The organism is Sphingopyxis sp. (assembly GCF_025869345.1).
Taxonomy (GTDB): Bacteria; Pseudomonadota; Alphaproteobacteria; order Sphingomonadales; family Sphingomonadaceae; genus Sphingopyxis.
The window spans coordinates 39103-54001 of record NZ_JAOZVW010000020.1; the positions used below are offsets into that span (position 1 = coordinate 39103).

Consider the following 14899-nt stretch of genomic DNA (forward strand, 5'->3'; position numbering starts at 1 on the left):
CTCCCGCGGCATCGCCCCCGGTGGGCAGGATTGCCTGCGATGTAGGAACAAGGAACCAGCCATGTCCAGCCCCGTCCCCGGCACAATTTATGCAGAGCGCCTTGCTCGCGTCCGCGCCGAACTCGCGAAGCGCGGCCTCGACGGCTTCGTCGTGCCGATCAGCGATGAGCATATGAGCGAATATGTCGGCGCCTATGCGCAGCGCATGGCATGGCTGACCGGCTTCGGCGGCTCGGCGGGGACCGCGGCGGTGCTGCCCGCGAAGGCCGCGGTGTTCGTCGACGGGCGCTACACGGTGCAGGTCCGCGATCAGGTCGATGGCGCGCTGTTCGACTATGTCGGCGTGCCGCAGTCGAGCGTCGCCGAATGGCTCGGCGCCAACGTCAGCGCGGGGCAGAAGGTCGGCTACGACCCGTGGCTCCACGGCATCGACTGGGCGCGCGGGCTGGAGAAGGCGCTGGCGGCGAAGGGCGCGAGCCTCGTCGCGGTGGACAGCAATCCGATCGATGCCGCGTGGGACGACCAGCCGGCGCCGAGCGACGCGGCGGTCACGGTCTACGACACCAGCCTCGCCGGGCAGGCCGCGACCGACAAGCGCGCGATCATCGCCGACTGGCTGAAGGCGAAGGGGCTCGACACGACGGTGATGACCGCGCTCGATTCGATCGCCTGGACCTTCAACATTCGTGGGCAGGACGTCAGCCACACGCCGGTCGGGCTCGCATTCGCGCTGCTCCACGCCGATGCGACCGCCGACCTGTTCATCGCGCCCGAGAAGGTCACCGACGCGGTGCGCACGCATCTCGGCAACAGCGTCCGCATCCACGACCGCGAAGCGTTCGAGGCGGCGCTCGCGGACCTCACGGGCAGGAAAGTGGCGGTCGACCCCGACCGCGCCGTCGCGGCGATCTTCACCGCGCTCGAAGGCGCAGGGGCGAAGATCGAACGCCATCGCGACCCCGCGGTGCTGCCCAAGGCGATCAAGAACGACACCGAACTCAGCGGCACCCGCGCGGCGCATGTCCGCGACGGGGTCGCGGTCGCGCGCTTCCTCCAATGGATGGAGGAGGTCGCGCCGCAGGGCGGCCTCGACGAACTCGGCGCGGCGGCGAAGCTGCGCGCGTTCCGCGACGACAGCGGCGCGCTTCGCGATCTGTCGTTCGACACCATTTCGGCCGCCGGCCCAAACGGCGCGCTGCCGCATTACAAGGTCGATGAGACGACCAACCGGGCGATCGAGACGGGCACGCTCTATCTCGTCGATTCGGGCGGGCAATATGCCGACGGCACGACCGACATCACGCGCACGATCGCGATCGGCGCGCCGACGCCCGAGATGCGCCGCCGCTTCACCCAGGTGCTGAAGGGCCATATCGCGCTCGCCACCGCGCGCTTTCCCAAGGGGACGCGCGGCAGCCAGCTCGACATTCTCGCGCGGCAATATCTGTGGGCCGACGGGGTCGATTATGCGCACGGCACCGGCCACGGCGTCGGCGCCTATCTCGCGGTCCACGAAGGACCGCAGCGCATCGCGAAGCCCGCGGGCGGACAGGCGGGAACCGAGGAGCCGCTGCACGCGGGCATGATCCTCTCGAACGAGCCCGGCTATTACAAGGCGGGGCATTTCGGCATCCGCATCGAAAATCTCGTCGTTGTGGTGCCGCAGAGCATCGCGGGCGCCGAGGAGGATATGCTGGGGTTCGAGACGATCACCTTCGCGCCGATCGCGCGCGATCTCGTCGAGGTCGCATTGCTGTCGCCCGCCGAGGCCGACTGGCTCGACGCTTATCATGCCGAGGTGCTGGCAAAGCTGGGCGCCGGCATGGCGGGCGAGGAGCGCGAATGGCTCGCCGCCGCCTGCGCGCCGCTCGACCGCGCCCCCGCTGCGCTCGCCGCCTGAGGCGGCGATGGAGCAGATCCCACTCGAGGATTTCCGCGTCCGCGAGACGGTACGCGTCCGTTTCAACGAGATCGACGGTCAGAATATCGTCTTCAACGCCAATTATCTGGTCTATGCCGACATCGGCGTGACCGAATATTTCCGCGCGCTCGGCGAGGGGCAGCCCGGCCCCTATTTTCACCAATATGGTACAGACATCCGCGAAACCCATTGCGAGATCGCCTATCATGCTACCGCGCGACTCGACGAGTTGATCACGATCGCGGCGCGGATCAGCGGCTTCGGGCGGACGAGCTTCACGCTGCATTGCGGGATTTTCCGCGGGGGGGAGCGGCTGACCGACATAGAGATCCGCTATGCCCATATCGACAGCGATAGCGGCCAGCCGACCCCGCTTCCGGGCAGCTTCATCGCCGAGGTGCGGCGATTCGAGACGCGGGTGCCGGTGCAGGATTGAAGGCAGTTCATCGCCCCAAAGGCGCTTTTCACCTGCATCCCCTAGTCATCGGTTATGGCGTGAGAGTTAGGCTTTCTCACCGTCGTCACCCCGGACTTGATCCGGGGTTCATTCAGGTCAGCGTTGAGAGGATGGATTCCGGATCAAGTCCGGAATGACGATGGTACATGGGTCAAATCAACCCGCCCCGGCCAAAAAATTCTGCGGCGATTCGCTGAAACGAACCGAATCGACCCTCTCAACCAAAAAAGTCGAAAAAAAGGGCCGCCCGAAGGCGACCCTTGAAAGTTTTTGGGAGAGGATGCCTAAAAGGCAAGTGTGATATTGCACTGCACAATGAATTTCGCAACTGCGAAATAAGCATCCGCAATTGCATTTTTTGCAATCGTAAGCGCTTTCCCTCTCTATCGTGCGCAATCGGCATCGCGATATGGAGCGCTCGCAATATCGATCGACATCCCCTAAATTGGGGCCATGCGAATGTTCAATAAAGTGGATGTCACCGGCGGCCTCAGCGATTTCTGGGGCTATATCCGCGAACCGCGCCCGCACCGCTGGGCAATCTGGGGCGTCGCGATCGCGCTGACATGGGTCATTTTCCACGGCGTCTCGGAATATCTGATCCCCTATGAGAAGCCCAAGGCGCAGATCATCTATTTCGAAAATTGGAAGGCGACGCGAAGCGAGGGCGAGATTCGCGCCGACTGGGTCGCGCGGGCGAAGGAGACGACGCGCCTCAACGCCGAAAAGCGCGCCGAATATCAGCGACTCGCGAAAAGTCTGGGGGTCGATTATGATTCGACCGAAGCCGACCGGGTAACGCGCGAGACGTTGGGCGACGCCGCAGCGGCGGCCGCGATGAAAAAGCCCGAGCCTGTCAGAACGCGCTCGACGCTAGCCGAACGCGCGGCGCGCGGGCCGCAATCCGCGCCTGCGGGACAAAGCCAGCCCTGATGCGGCTTGCGCCGCCAACCGACGCCGACTGGATGGCCGCCGCGATCGCGCTGTCGCGGCGCGGGCGCCCGTCTGCGGCGCCCAACCCCAATGTCGGCTGCCTGATCGTCAAAGGCTGCAAGGTGGTCGCGCGCGGCTGGACCCAGGCCGGCGGCCGCCCGCACGCCGAAGCGGTCGCGCTGGCGGCGGCGGGGGACGCCGCGCGCGGCGCGACCGCCTATGTCAGTCTCGAACCCTGCGCGCACGCCAGCGACCGCGGCCCGGCGTGCAGCGACCTGCTGGTCGCAGCCGGGGTCGCGCGCATCGTGATCGCGGCGCAGGACCCCGATCCGCGCACCGACGGCGCCGGAATCGCCCGGCTGCGCGCGGCGGGGATCGAGGTCGTCGAGGGCGTGCTGCCCGCCGAGGCGCGCGCCGCGATGGCGCCGTGGTGGACGCGGCGGCGCGCGGGGCGGCCCTTCGTGACGCTGAAGCTCGCCACCTCGCTCGACGGCTGCATCGCGATGGCCGACGGCGCGAGCCGCTGGATCACCGGCGACCGCGCGCGCGCGCACGGGCATCTGGAACGCGCGATGCATCAGGCGATCCTCGTCGGGCGCGGGACGTTCGCGGCCGACGCGCCGCGGCTCGACGTGCGGTTGCCGGGACTCGAAGCGCGCAGCCCACACAAATTGCTGCTGACGTCGGGGACGGCGCCCGAAGGATGGACCGCTGTTGCGTCGCCCGATGCGATCGACGGCGTCGATTCGGTGCTGGTCGAGGGCGGGGCGAGCGCCGCCGCGGCCTTTCTCGCCGCCGACCGCGTCGACCGGCTGCTCCTCTATCGCGCGCCGATCCTGATCGGCGGCGGCAAAGCCGCGCTCGGCGACATCGGCCTGACCGATCTGGCCGCGGCGCACGGCCGCTGGCGCCTCGCCGACAGCCGGATGCTTGGCAGCGACCGGCTCGACGTCTACGAGCGGGTGCGAAGGGATTAAGGCTTCTATGTTCACCGGCATCATCACCGACATCGGCACCATATTGACCCACGAGGATCGCGGCGACACCCGGCTCGTCATCGGCACGCGCTACGATGTGGGCGGCATCGACCTCGGCGCGTCGATCGCCTGTTCGGGGGCGTGCCTGACCGTCGTCGATAAGGGCGTCGATGCGGGCAGCAACGGTCCGGGCGGCTGGTTCGCGATCGACGCGAGCGCCGAAACGCTCGCGCGCACCGCGCCGGGGATGTGGGACGCGGGGCGCCGCCTCAACCTCGAACGCGCGCTGCGCGTCGGCGACGAACTCGGCGGCCATATCGTCACCGGCCATGTCGATGCGGTGGGGCGGATCGTCGCGGTCGAGCCGGTGGGCGACAGCGTCAAGCTGACGGTCGAAACGCCCGCGTCGCTTGCGCCGCATATCGCGCCCAAGGGCTCGATCACCCTCGATGGCGTGTCGCTGACGGTCAACGAGGTGATCGATCAGCCGGACGGCACTGCGCATTTCACGCTCAACATCATCCCGCATACGCAGGAGATGACGACGCTGAATGAAGCCGCGGCGGGGCGGCCGGTCAATCTGGAGATCGATGTCCTCGCTCGCTATCTGGCGCGGATGCAGGCGCGGGGATAATTGGGTTCACGCGAAGACGCGAAGGCGCGAAGAGGTGGGCTTGGGTCGAATGGCTACGCTGCGGCTAAAGCGCGATCATTTTGGATTGAAAAGCCGTGTTCCCCCGCGAAGGCGGGGGTCCATCTTCCGCTGGCGCCATTTTGAACCGACCGGAGATGGGTCCCCGCCTTCGCGGGGACGCACAGATGTTTTCAATCCAAGATGATCGCGCTCTAATCGTGACGGGCAAGGAGAAGGCCGCTTCGCGGCAAGCGTAACCTCTTCGCGCCTTCGCGTCTTCGCGTGAAATTCTTTCAGACGCCCTCGCTCCATGGCCCCGCCAGTTCGGGATCCGCCACGATCATCGAGCGGCGCATTGCGAGGCGGCCGATGCGGAGCAGTTCGGCCTTGCGGCGGGCGGGGGCGAGATTGCAACTCGCCGCTTCGCGGACTACCGCGGCGCCATAGCGGTCGGCGACGATCAGCCCCGAGCTTTCGGGGCGATAGCCCTCGGTTTCGAGGATCGCGGGGTCGAGCCCCGCGGCGAGCGCCCAATAGAAGCGGTCGCACCAGTCGCAATAGTCGGGCCATTTGCCGTCGCCGTGCAGGTCGGCGCGGCTGACCTTGATCTCGACGATCGTGATGTTGCCCCGCGCGTCGATCGCGGTGAGGTCGGTGCGGCGGCCGTTGGGCAGCGTCACCTCGGGGATTGCGACCAGCCCCTGCTGCGCGAACAGCCGGCATACGCCGCGCGCGACATCCGCGGCGGTGAGCGGGCCGCTCATCGTTCGATTTCAACCGCATCCCCGAGCGAAGCCGAGGGGCTTGTTCGAGCGTAGCGAGAACCCACACCGTCGCTGGCCTCGACTTCGCTCGGCAGGGCCCCTCGGCTTCGCTCGGGGAGGCGGCTTATCGTTCGCACGGGGTGTTCCGGACCTCAGAACGGGACGTCGTCGTCCAGATCGTCGTCGAAGGGGGGACGGCTGCCGCCGCCCGAACCGCCGCCGCCCTGGTTCCAGCCGCCGCCCGAGCTGCCGCTCCCGGACGCGCCGCCCTGATCCCAGCCGCCGCTCGATCCTCCCGAGCCGCCGCCCTGGCCCCAGCTATCGCCGCCGCCGCGCGAACCGCCGCCGCCCGGCGCGCCGTCGAGCATGGTGAGGGTGCCGCCCATGCCCGCGATCACGACCTCGGTCGTATAGCGGTCGTTGCCGTCGCGGTCCTGCCATTTGCGGGTACGAAGCGAGCCTTCGATATAAACCTTCGAGCCCTTTTTGAGGTAGCGCTCGACGACGCCGACCAGCCCTTCGCCGTTGATCACGACATTATGCCATTCGGTGCGCTCCTTGCGCTCGCCGGTCATCCGGTCCTTCCAGTTTTCGCTGGTCGCGATGCGGATATTGGCGATCTTGCCGCCGTTCTGGAACGACTTGATTTCGGGATCGGCACCCAGATTGCCGATGAGAATTACCTTGTTGACGCTGCCAGCCATCGCCGCTCCGCTCCGCTAGAAAGTTGGGAGGATCAGCCGAGTCCGAAGGCGACGGCCGTCCAGTAGGTGATACCAGCAGCGGCATAGGCGAGTGCGAACAAATAGCCAACCATGAACAGCGGCCATTTCCACCCGTTGGTCTCGCGCCGGGTGATCGCGATCGTCGAGATGCATTGCGGCGCGAAGACGAACCAGGCGAGGAAGGCGAGCGCGGTGGCGAGGCTCCAGCGGCCCTGCAGCCGCTCGCCGAGCGACATCGCTACCGCCTCCTCGTCATCGCCGGCATCGATCGCATTGGCGGTGGCGAGCGCGGAGACCGCGACCTCGCGCGCCGCCATCGCCGGGATCAGCGCCAGCGCGATGTCGTGGTTGAAGCCGATCGGCCTCACGACGGCCTCCAGCCCGCTCGCGATATGGCCAGCGACGCTGTAGTCGACCTGGCGCACGTCGCTGTCCGCGGGTGCCTTGGGGAAGCTCAGCAGCAGCCATAGCACCACCGTCGTCATCGCGATGATCGTGCCCGCGCGGCGCAGGAAGATCCACGCGCGCTGCCACAGCGCGAGGCCGATGTCGCGCGCGCGCGGCCATTGATAGCGCGGCATCTCCATCATAAAGCCCGCGGCATTGCCCTTGGTCACCGAACGGCGGAGGACCCAGGCGACGAGCAGCGCGCCAACGATGCCGCTGAGGAACAGGCCGAAGAGGACGAGGCCCTGCAGTCCGACAGGCGAGCCGCCGACGGTTCGTGCGGGAATGAAGGCGCCGATGACCAGCGTGTAGACGGGCATCCGCGCCGAACAGGTCATCAGCGGCGCGATCAGGATCGTCGTGAGCCGGTCCTTCTCGTCGGGGATCGACCGCGTCGCCATGATCCCGGGCACCGCGCAGGCGAAGCTGGAGAGCAAGGGAATGAAGCCGCGCCCCGACAGCCCCACTTTGCCCATCAGTCCGTCCATCAGGAAGGCGGCGCGGGTCATATAGCCCGACGCCTCGAGCAGCAGGATGAAGAGGAAGAGGATCAATATCTGCGGCAGGAAGACGATCACCGCGCCGACGCCCGCGAGCAGCCCCTCGACGATCAGCCCGCGCAGGAAACCGTCGGGCAGGACGTCGACGACCCAGCCCTGCAGCACGCCGATGCCGCCTTCGAGGAAGTCGGCGGGGGCTTCGGCGGCGGCATAGACCGCCTGAAACATCACGAACATCAGCGCGAGCAGGATGACGAGCCCGGCGACCGGGTGGAGCACGACCGAATCGACGCGCTGGGTCCAGCGCCGCACCGGCGTTTCGTCGACCGTCGCGGCGCGCGCGATCGCGCGGGCACGCTGGTGGAGTGAAGCATCGTTCGGCGGCGGCGCCACCGCGACGCGCGGCTGGTGTGTAGCGATCGCGCCGTCGATCGCGGCGAGCAGTTCGGCGAGGCCGCGCTTGCGCACCGCGACGGTCGGGACGACGGGAACGCCGAGTTCGCGCGACAACCGTTCGGGATCGAGCGTCAGCCCGTCGCGTGTCGCAAGGTCGAGCATGTTGAGCGCGATCACCGTCGGCAGCCCGAGCGCGAGCAATTCTAGCGCGAAGCAGAGATGATTGTCGAGGTTGGCGGCATCGACGACGACGACCAGCGCGTCGGGCCGCGTCTCGCCCGCCTGCTTGCCGAGCACGACATCGCGCGTCACCGCCTCGTCGAGGCTCGCGGGGGTCAGGCTGTAGGTGCCGGGAAGGTCGATCAGCGACAGCGGGCGGCCGTCGGCGAAGCTCGCATGGCCTGCCTTCCGCTCGACCGTGACGCCGGGATAGTTGGCGATCTTCTGCCGCGCGCCGGTCAGCGCGTTGAACAGGCTCGACTTGCCGGCATTGGGATTGCCGACGAGGGCGATGGAGGGGATGGCGCTGGTCATATCATGCGTTTCATGCGGCCGGTTCGACCTCGATCGCCGCGGCCTGCCGCGCGCGGATGATCACCTGCATCCGCCCGATCGTCAGCGCGAGCGGGTCGCGCGAAAAAATGCTGCCGCGATGGCGCGGCGTGACCTCGCACCCTTCGAGCAGCCCGAATTCGCGCAGCCGCCGCCCTTCGTCCTGCGACATGGCGGCCCAGTCGATGCGGGCGATGCGCACCGAAATGCCGAGCGGCGAGGAATCGAGCTTCGCGATCATTTGCGAGCGATTATCAATAACAGCAGACGAACGCCAGCCCTGTTTGCAAATTGCGGCTCAGCGTCCCGGATAGCGGAGGCGGCCGACGAAGCGGGCGAGGCTGGGGCGTTCGATGCGGCGCGATGCGCGGCGGTGTTTCCAGGCCTCGAAGCGCATTACGCTGTCGATGCGGTGGGCGAGGAAGGCGCGGGTGTCGGCGAAGCCTTCGCTCTCGTCGTTCAGGAACACCGCCATCGTCGAGCCATAGACCGCGCCGAGGATCGCGCGTTTGCTGTAATGGTTGTAGTCGGTTGCGGTGTCGCCCGCGAGCCGCCACATCAGGTCGGCGGCGCGCCAGCCGAGCTTCGCGGCGTGCGGGGCGTTGGCGGGCAGCGCGAGCAGGGCGAGCGCGCGGCGGAGCGATTCGCGGGCTCCGGCGAGCAGGTCGATGCGCGTTTCGACGAGCGTCGTGATCCGCTCGCGAATCTTGAGCGTCGCGAGCTTCTCGGCCGGCCAGCGGCCGGCCATCGCGGCGTCGATGCTGGCGAACCAGGCGTGGACCATGTCGCGTCCGCCGCCGGGAAAGGCGAGGCGGGCGACGTCGGGATCGACTCCGGCGCGCTGCGCGGCGTCGGCGAGCGCCGCGTCGCTGAAGCCGTCGAACGCCGCCGTCTCCGCGATCAGCGGCGCGAGCGCGGCGCGAATCTCGTCGAGTGTCGGATCGGCGGGAAGGGTGTCGGCCATGACCATCAGATAGGCCGCGCGGCGCGGCTCGGCAACCGAATCAGGACGAGCGCCGCCGCGACCATCGCGCCGCCGAAGATTTCCCACAGGCTCAGCGTCTCGCCGAAGACCAGCCAGCCCGCGACCGCGGCGACGACCGGCTGGACGAGCAGGGTTAGCCCGACGACGAGCGGCGAAAAGCGCGGCAGCGCCCAGATCAGCAGGCCCTGGCCGACGAGCTGGCTCATCAGCGCGAGGACGAGCAGCGGCGTCCAGTCGTGCGGCATGATCGCCTCGCCGAGCGCGAGCGCGGTGACGAGCAGCACGGGGATGCCCGCACCCGACGAAATGGCGAGCGCCGACCAGGCGCCAACCTCGCCGCGCACGCGCTGCATCATCAGCACATAGCCGGTGTAGAGCGCGCCCGCGAGTAGGCTGAGCAGGTCGCCGACCAGATAGGCGGCCGACGCTTCATAGCTCTGTCCCATCAGCAGCGCCGACCCGGCGAAGGCGAGGAAGATCGCGAGCGCCTGCCAGCCGCGCGGCCAGCTCCGCGACAGCATGATCCCCCAGATCACGAGCAGCAGGCTGGCGCTGTTGCCGAACAGCGTCGCGTTGGCGACCTTGGTTTGCAGGATGCCGAGGTGCCAGGCGGCGAGATCGAAGGCGAAGAAGAGTCCCGCGCCGGTCGCGATCCAGAGCGCGCGCGGGGAAGGCATCCGCCCGCCGGTCTCGCGCCGCATCAGCAGAAGCAGTACCGGCAGCGCGAGAAGCAGACGCCAGAGCCCGGCCGCGACCGGGCCGGTGTCGGCGAAGCGCACGACCAGCGCGGTCAGCGACAGCGCGAGATTGCCGCCGAGAAGCGCCGCGAAGGCCCAGCGATTGACGGTCGCGGCCACGGGCGTGCTGTCCACACTGTCGCTCTTGTTGCTCATTTAGATTTTCTTTTGCTACCCACCATTGTGCCGGCGCCGCGGCGACCATAGCTTCGCGGGCCATAGCGGCGACCAGCCAAGGCGTCGCGGATAAAAGTGAAAGGTGGAAACGCATGACCGCATCACTGTTCGACCCGATCAAGCTGGGTGCCATCGAGGCGCCGAATCGCATCATCATGGCGCCGCTGACGCGCGGCCGCGCCGGGCCGGGTTTCGTGCCGAACGAACTGGCGCGCGACTATTACCGCCAGCGCGCCTCCGCCGGGCTGATCATTTCCGAAGCCACCGGTATCTCGCAGGAAGGGCTCGGCTGGCCGAGCGCTCCGGGCCTGTGGACCGACGCGCAGGTCGAAGGCTGGAAGCCGGTGACCGACGCGGTCCACGCCGCGGGCGGGCGCATCGTCGCGCAGCTCTGGCACATGGGGCGGCTCGTCCATTCGGTGTTCAACGACGGCAAGCAGCCCGTTTCGGCCTCGGCCACCAAGGGCGAAGGCCGCGCGCATACGCCGGTCGGCCGCCGCGATCTGGAGGAAGCCCGCCCGCTCCGGCTCGACGAGATTCCGCGCGTGATCGGCGATTATGTCAAGGCGGCCGAAAATGCGAAGAAAGCCGGGTTCGACGGGGTGCAGCTTCACGGCGCCAACGGCTATCTGATCGACCAGTTTCTGCGCGACAACAGCAATTTGCGCGACGACGATTATGGCGGGCCGGTCGAAAACCGCATCCGCCTGCTCCGCGAAGTGACCGAGGCGCTGATCGGCGTCTGGGGCAAGGACCGCGTCGCGGTGCGCCTGTCGCCCAACGGCGAAACCCAGGGCGTCGACGACAGCGCCCCCGAAACGCTCTTCCCGGCGGCGGCGGCCGCGCTCGATGCGCTCGGCATCGCTTTCCTCGAACTGCGCGAGCCCGGGCCCGAGGGCACGTTCGGGCGCACCGACGTGCCGAAGCAGTCGCCCGCGATCCGCGCCGCGTTCAAGGGGCCGCTGATCCTCAACAGCGATTACACCGCCGCGCTCGCCGAGGAGGCGCTGGCGAGCGGCTCCGCCGATGCGGTCGCCTTCGGCCGGCCGTTCATCGGCAACCCCGATCTCGTCGAGCGCATCCGCACCGGCGCCGAATGGGCCGCCGACAATCCGCAGACCTGGTATTCGCCGGGGGCGGAGGGTTATACCGACTATCCGGCGTTGGTGGCGGCTTAGGCCGGATAGAACAATAGTTCGGTGTGTCCCCGCCCTTCGACTGCCCGCAGGGCGGGCGCTCAGGATAAACTTCCGCCGAAGGCGGAAGGCGGGGACCCATCTCCGGATGGTTCAAAATGGCACCGACAGGAGATGGATCAGTATCGGGTTGACCATGCCCCGCATGGTCAAGGATCGTCCGGGGGACGATCCGGCCCGATACTCCTTCGCGGGGGAACACAGAGTTGTCGGCGAAGGCCGCTAGCTCCGTTCGGCGAGCGCCTTGTCGACGATCCCGGCGCCGATCGGACCCAGCATCTTGCCGCCGAAGCGGAAGAGCAGGAAGGCACCGACGAAAAGGAGAATCGGGGCGACGAGCAGCGCCACGATCGCGGCGATCAGTGCGACGACGAAGAGCGTCGCGAAGCCGCCGTTCAGCACCTGTTGCCCCTTGGGGCCGAGCTCGATCGTCCGCGGCCCCTTGGCGTCCCACCATTTGCCGGTGACGATCGTCTTGCGCGCGCCCGTGGCGGATCGCGCACCCGATTGGGGCCGCGGCTGCGGACGCTGCGCGATGCGTGCGGGGCCGGTAGCGGCGGCGGGCCGCTGATCCTTCCACGGCTGCTTGCGGTTCATCGCCGCGACGGTCGCCGCCATCCGGTCGTTCACGGGCGGCGCGGGCGGCTCGATCACCCGTTCGATGACCGGAGCCGATGGATCGGCGAAGGCATCGGTGGGAAATCGCTGCGCCGCGGGAAGGGCCGGTTCGTTGCCCATCCGCCGGTCATAGTCGGCCATGCGCTCGGCGGCGCTCGGCGGGGTGCGGCCGGTCTCGCGATCGATCACCACCAGCCGCCCGCCGCGCTCGACGACGGAATAGCGGCCGGGGGGCGGTCGATCAGCCAATGCCGAATTGTTCCTTCAGAGCCAGCATCGCGAGCGCGGCCTTCGCCGCTTCGCCGCCCTTATCCTTGCGCGTCCTGTCGGCGCGCGCAAGCGCCTGTTCCTCATTCTCGACGGTCAGGATGCCGTTGCCGATCGCGAGGCCGTCGAGCGTCAGCGCCATGATGCCGCGCGCGCTCTCGTTCGAGACGACCTCGAAATGATAGGTCTCGCCGCGAATCACCACGCCGAGCGCGACATAGGCGTCGTAGCGGCCGCTGTCGGCGGCGAGCGAGATGGCGGCGGGAACCTCGAGCGCGCCGGGGACGGTTACCGTCTCGTGGCTGTGCCCCGCGGCGTCGAGCGCGCTGCGCACGCCGTCGAGCAGCATGTCGTTGAGGTGCGAATAGAAGCGGGCTTCGACGATCAATATATGGGCCATGACGGACTCCTTAAGCGGGTGGGGCGAGATGGGAAAGCAGCAAAAGCAGGGCGCCCGCCGCGATCAGCACGGCGGCGGTCAGGCTGTGGAGCGTGACGCGCTCCTTCATCCACAGCCAGGCGATCAGGATGCTGACGAGGATGCAGGTTTCGCGCAGCGCGCTGACCGCGGCAACGGGCGCATAGCGCAGCGCGACGAGCGTCGACCCGAAACTGACGATGGCGAGGCCGCCCGCGGCGATCCCCGGCCTGAGGTTACGGGTGAGGCGCGCGGTGGCGGCCGGGCCTGCGACGAGGCGGAACTGGAGCAGCAGCGCGCTTCCGGTCGCGAAGAAGAACCAGCAGAGAAAGGGCAGCACTCCGTCGCTCGCGCGCATCCCGCCGGCGTCGACGACGGTATAGGCGGCGGTCAATACCCCCGCCGTCAGCGCAGCGATCAGCCCGGCGCGCCCGATGCGGCCGCCCGCCGACAGCGACAGGATGCCGGCGCTGATCGCGAGCACGCCGGCGGTTTCCGCGAGCCCGGGGATTTCGCCGAACAGTAGGGCGCTGGCGCCGATCGCGACGAGCGGCGCGGTGCCGCGCGCGATCGGAAAGGCGACCGAGAAATCGTTGAGCGTGTAGGAACGGGTGAGCACCAGCGAATAGACGCTGTGCAGGACCACCGCCCCGGCGAGCCACGGCAGCATCGCCGGGGTCGGCCAACCGAGGAAGAGCAAAGGACCGGCCGCCGCCACCGCCCATGTCGCCCCGCACAGCGCGCGCACCGCTTCCTGGTCCTCGCCCGACTTGAGCATGGCGTGCGACGAAGCGGTGGTCAGCGCGGCGACGACCGCAAAGCCGATGCCCAGCGACTGGCTCACCGGCGGGTCAGGCTTCTCCGGGGATCGACCGTTCGCCGACGACCGACAGGCCATAGCCTTCGAGGCCGACGATATTGCTGTGGGTCGGCGTGAGCAATTCCATCGCATGGACGCCCAGGTCGGCGAGGATCTGCGCGCCGATGCCGTAAGTGCGCAGGTCCATGCCGCCGGCGGGGGTCGGGGTCGCCTCGGCATCGGCCGAGCCGGGGAGCGGACGCATCAGCATCACGATCACCCCCGCGCCCGCCTCGCCGATCGCGTCCATCGAACGCTGGAGGCGCCGCTTTTTCGGGCCGGGGCGACCCATGATATCGTCGAAGATCGACACCGCGTGCATCCGCACCAGGGTCACGCCTTCGGGATCGACCGGCCCCTTCTGGAGTACGAGGTTGACCGAGCCGTCGACTTTGTTGCGATAGGATTTGAGTCGCCAGTCGCCGCCGTAATCGGATTCGAAGGGCTCGTCGGACACGCATTCGACCAGGCGGTCGGTGCGGCTGCGATAGGCGATCAGGTCGGCGATCGTCCCGATCTTCAGCCCATGGCGGCGCGCGAAGGGGATGAGGTCGGCCAGCCGCGCCATCGTCCCGTCGTCGTTCATGATCTCGCAGATCACGCCCGAGGGGTTGAGCCCGGCGAGCCGCGCGATGTCGACCGACGCCTCGGTATGGCCGGCGCGCACCAGCACGCCGCCGTCGCGCGCGATCAGCGGAAAGATGTGGCCGGGGGTAACGATGTCGTCGCGGCCTTTGCCGGCGTCGATCGCGACCGCGACGGTGCGCGCGCGGTCGCCCGCCGAAATGCCGGTGGTGACGCCCTCGCGCGCTTCGATCGAGGTGGTGAAGGCGGTTTCGTGCCGCGTCCCGTTCTGGCGGCTCATCAGTTCGAGCCCGAGCGTTTCGACGCGGTTCCGCGTCAGCGTCAGGCAGACGAGCCCGCGGCCGTGGGTCGCCATGAAATTGATCGCATCGGGGGTCGCCATCTGCGCGGGAATGACGAGGTCGCCTTCATTCTCGCGGTCCTCGTCGTCGACGAGGATGAACATGCGGCCGTTGCGCGCCTCGGCGATGATCTCCTCCGGGCTCGCCATCGGCGACAGGTCGCTGCCGTGCGCGAGCCAGTTCTCGAGCTTGCGCAGCGTTTCGGCGGTGGGGTTCCAGCCGTCCGAATCGAGGTCGCGAAGGCTGTTGGCGTGCAGACCCGCGGCGCGTGCGAGTCCCGAGCGGGACATGGTGCCGTCTTCGACGATGGCGCGGATGCGTTCGATGAGCTGTGTGGACATGCGATGCTTGTTTCACATCATAATGTGATAGTCAATGGAGGAATCACATTTATGATGGGATGACTGAAA

16 protein-coding genes are annotated in these 14899 nt (G+C 68.1%); 6 read left to right on the forward strand and 10 right to left on the reverse strand.

Translation table 11 applies throughout. The annotated features are described in order from the left end of the window. Positions 1–61 precede the first annotated feature (61 nt). The 5 genes from OJI97_RS01930 (at position 62) to OJI97_RS01950 (ending at position 4922) form a co-directional block, all read left to right on the forward strand. On the forward strand, positions 62–1900 hold the full coding sequence (locus OJI97_RS01930) for an aminopeptidase P family protein (RefSeq protein ID WP_297660536.1): 1839 nt from the start codon (positions 62–64) through the stop codon (positions 1898–1900). A gap of 7 nt (positions 1901–1907) precedes the next feature. After that, entirely contained in the window at positions 1908–2357 is a 450-nt protein-coding gene (locus tag OJI97_RS01935; RefSeq protein ID WP_297660538.1) for a thioesterase family protein, read from the forward strand. A gap of 480 nt (positions 2358–2837) precedes the next feature. Continuing rightward, positions 2838–3311, forward strand: coding sequence for a hypothetical protein (locus OJI97_RS01940; protein WP_297660540.1), 474 nt, complete (start codon positions 2838–2840; stop codon positions 3309–3311). Between the two features lie 32 nt (positions 3312–3343). Then, on the forward strand, positions 3344–4288 hold the full coding sequence (gene ribD / locus OJI97_RS01945) for a bifunctional diaminohydroxyphosphoribosylaminopyrimidine deaminase/5-amino-6-(5-phosphoribosylamino)uracil reductase RibD (RefSeq protein ID WP_297660634.1): 945 nt from the start codon (positions 3344–3346) through the stop codon (positions 4286–4288). Positions 4289–4295: 7 nt separating this feature from the next. Next, complete coding sequence (locus tag OJI97_RS01950) at positions 4296–4922, forward strand: riboflavin synthase (RefSeq protein WP_297660543.1); 627 nt, start codon at positions 4296–4298, stop codon at positions 4920–4922. A 293-nt stretch (positions 4923–5215) separates the two neighbouring features. Here the strand turns inward: OJI97_RS01950 and OJI97_RS01955 are convergent, their stop codons facing one another. The 6 genes from OJI97_RS01955 to OJI97_RS01980 all read right to left on the reverse strand — a co-directional run bounded on the left by OJI97_RS01955 (position 5216) and on the right by OJI97_RS01980 (position 10184). Beyond that, entirely contained in the window at positions 5216–5686 is a 471-nt protein-coding gene (locus OJI97_RS01955) for an MmcB family DNA repair protein (RefSeq protein ID WP_297660546.1), read from the reverse strand. Positions 5687–5838: 152 nt separating this feature from the next. Next, positions 5839–6390, reverse strand: coding sequence for a single-stranded DNA-binding protein (gene ssb / locus OJI97_RS01960; protein WP_297660548.1), 552 nt, complete (start codon positions 6388–6390; stop codon positions 5839–5841). A gap of 32 nt (positions 6391–6422) precedes the next feature. Then, entirely contained in the window at positions 6423–8288 is a 1866-nt protein-coding gene (locus OJI97_RS01965; protein ID WP_297660550.1) for a ferrous iron transporter B, read from the reverse strand. Positions 8289–8298: 10 nt separating this feature from the next. Next, positions 8299–8547, reverse strand: coding sequence for a FeoA family protein (locus OJI97_RS01970; RefSeq protein WP_297660553.1), 249 nt, complete (start codon positions 8545–8547; stop codon positions 8299–8301). 57 nt (positions 8548–8604) lie between these two features. Next, positions 8605–9276: a COQ9 family protein gene (locus OJI97_RS01975; RefSeq protein WP_297660555.1), complete on the reverse strand. Its 672-nt coding sequence runs from the start codon at positions 9274–9276 to the stop codon at positions 8605–8607. Further along, entirely contained in the window at positions 9276–10184 is a 909-nt protein-coding gene (locus tag OJI97_RS01980; RefSeq protein ID WP_297660558.1) for a DMT family transporter, read from the reverse strand. Before OJI97_RS01980 ends, OJI97_RS01975 begins: the two co-directional genes overlap by 1 nt. Positions 10185–10297: 113 nt before the next feature. Between OJI97_RS01980 and OJI97_RS01985 the strand changes: the two genes are divergently transcribed. Further along, positions 10298–11383, forward strand: a complete 1086-nt coding sequence (locus OJI97_RS01985) for an alkene reductase (RefSeq protein ID WP_297660561.1) — start codon at positions 10298–10300, stop codon at positions 11381–11383. A 240-nt stretch (positions 11384–11623) separates the two neighbouring features. Here the strand turns inward: OJI97_RS01985 and OJI97_RS01990 are convergent, their stop codons facing one another. The 4 genes from OJI97_RS01990 to ribB are packed head-to-tail and all read right to left on the reverse strand — an operon-like array spanning position 11624 to position 14830. Next, on the reverse strand, positions 11624–12268 hold the full coding sequence (locus OJI97_RS01990; RefSeq protein ID WP_297660564.1) for a hypothetical protein: 645 nt from the start codon (positions 12266–12268) through the stop codon (positions 11624–11626). Next, positions 12261–12686, reverse strand: coding sequence for a 6,7-dimethyl-8-ribityllumazine synthase (ribH, locus tag OJI97_RS01995; protein WP_297660567.1), 426 nt, complete (start codon positions 12684–12686; stop codon positions 12261–12263). The genes OJI97_RS01990 and ribH overlap by 8 nt, the downstream gene beginning before the upstream one ends. Positions 12687–12696: 10 nt before the next feature. Next, positions 12697–13548: a DMT family transporter gene (locus tag OJI97_RS02000; RefSeq protein WP_297660570.1), complete on the reverse strand. Its 852-nt coding sequence runs from the start codon at positions 13546–13548 to the stop codon at positions 12697–12699. Between the two features lie 7 nt (positions 13549–13555). After that, positions 13556–14830, reverse strand: a complete 1275-nt coding sequence (ribB, locus tag OJI97_RS02005; RefSeq protein ID WP_297660573.1) for a 3,4-dihydroxy-2-butanone-4-phosphate synthase — start codon at positions 14828–14830, stop codon at positions 13556–13558. Positions 14831–14899: the final 69 nt, after the last annotated feature.

Excerpts from the sequence above, each read along its gene's own strand:
- OJI97_RS01930 (WP_297660536.1), top strand. The coding sequence starts at position 62 with ATGTCCAGCCCCGTCCCCGGCACAATTTATGCAGAGCGCCTTGCTCGC.
- OJI97_RS01935 (WP_297660538.1), top strand. The coding sequence starts at position 1,908 with ATGGAGCAGATCCCACTCGAGGATTTCCGCGTCCGCGAGACGGTACGC.
- OJI97_RS01940 (WP_297660540.1), top strand. The coding sequence starts at position 2,838 with ATGTTCAATAAAGTGGATGTCACCGGCGGCCTCAGCGATTTCTGGGGC.
- ribD (WP_297660634.1), top strand. The coding sequence starts at position 3,344 with ATGGCCGCCGCGATCGCGCTGTCGCGGCGCGGGCGCCCGTCTGCGGCG.
- OJI97_RS01950 (WP_297660543.1), top strand. The coding sequence starts at position 4,296 with ATGTTCACCGGCATCATCACCGACATCGGCACCATATTGACCCACGAG.
- OJI97_RS01955 (WP_297660546.1), bottom strand. The coding sequence starts at position 5,686 with ATGAGCGGCCCGCTCACCGCCGCGGATGTCGCGCGCGGCGTATGCCGG.
- ssb (WP_297660548.1), bottom strand. The coding sequence starts at position 6,390 with ATGGCTGGCAGCGTCAACAAGGTAATTCTCATCGGCAATCTGGGTGCC.
- OJI97_RS01965 (WP_297660550.1), bottom strand. The coding sequence starts at position 8,288 with ATGACCAGCGCCATCCCCTCCATCGCCCTCGTCGGCAATCCCAATGCC.
- OJI97_RS01970 (WP_297660553.1), bottom strand. The coding sequence starts at position 8,547 with ATGATCGCGAAGCTCGATTCCTCGCCGCTCGGCATTTCGGTGCGCATC.
- OJI97_RS01975 (WP_297660555.1), bottom strand. The coding sequence starts at position 9,276 with ATGGTCATGGCCGACACCCTTCCCGCCGATCCGACACTCGACGAGATT.
- OJI97_RS01980 (WP_297660558.1), bottom strand. The coding sequence starts at position 10,184 with ATGAGCAACAAGAGCGACAGTGTGGACAGCACGCCCGTGGCCGCGACC.
- OJI97_RS01985 (WP_297660561.1), top strand. The coding sequence starts at position 10,298 with ATGACCGCATCACTGTTCGACCCGATCAAGCTGGGTGCCATCGAGGCG.
- ribH (WP_297660567.1), bottom strand. The coding sequence starts at position 12,686 with ATGGCCCATATATTGATCGTCGAAGCCCGCTTCTATTCGCACCTCAAC.
- ribB (WP_297660573.1), bottom strand. The coding sequence starts at position 14,830 with ATGTCCACACAGCTCATCGAACGCATCCGCGCCATCGTCGAAGACGGC.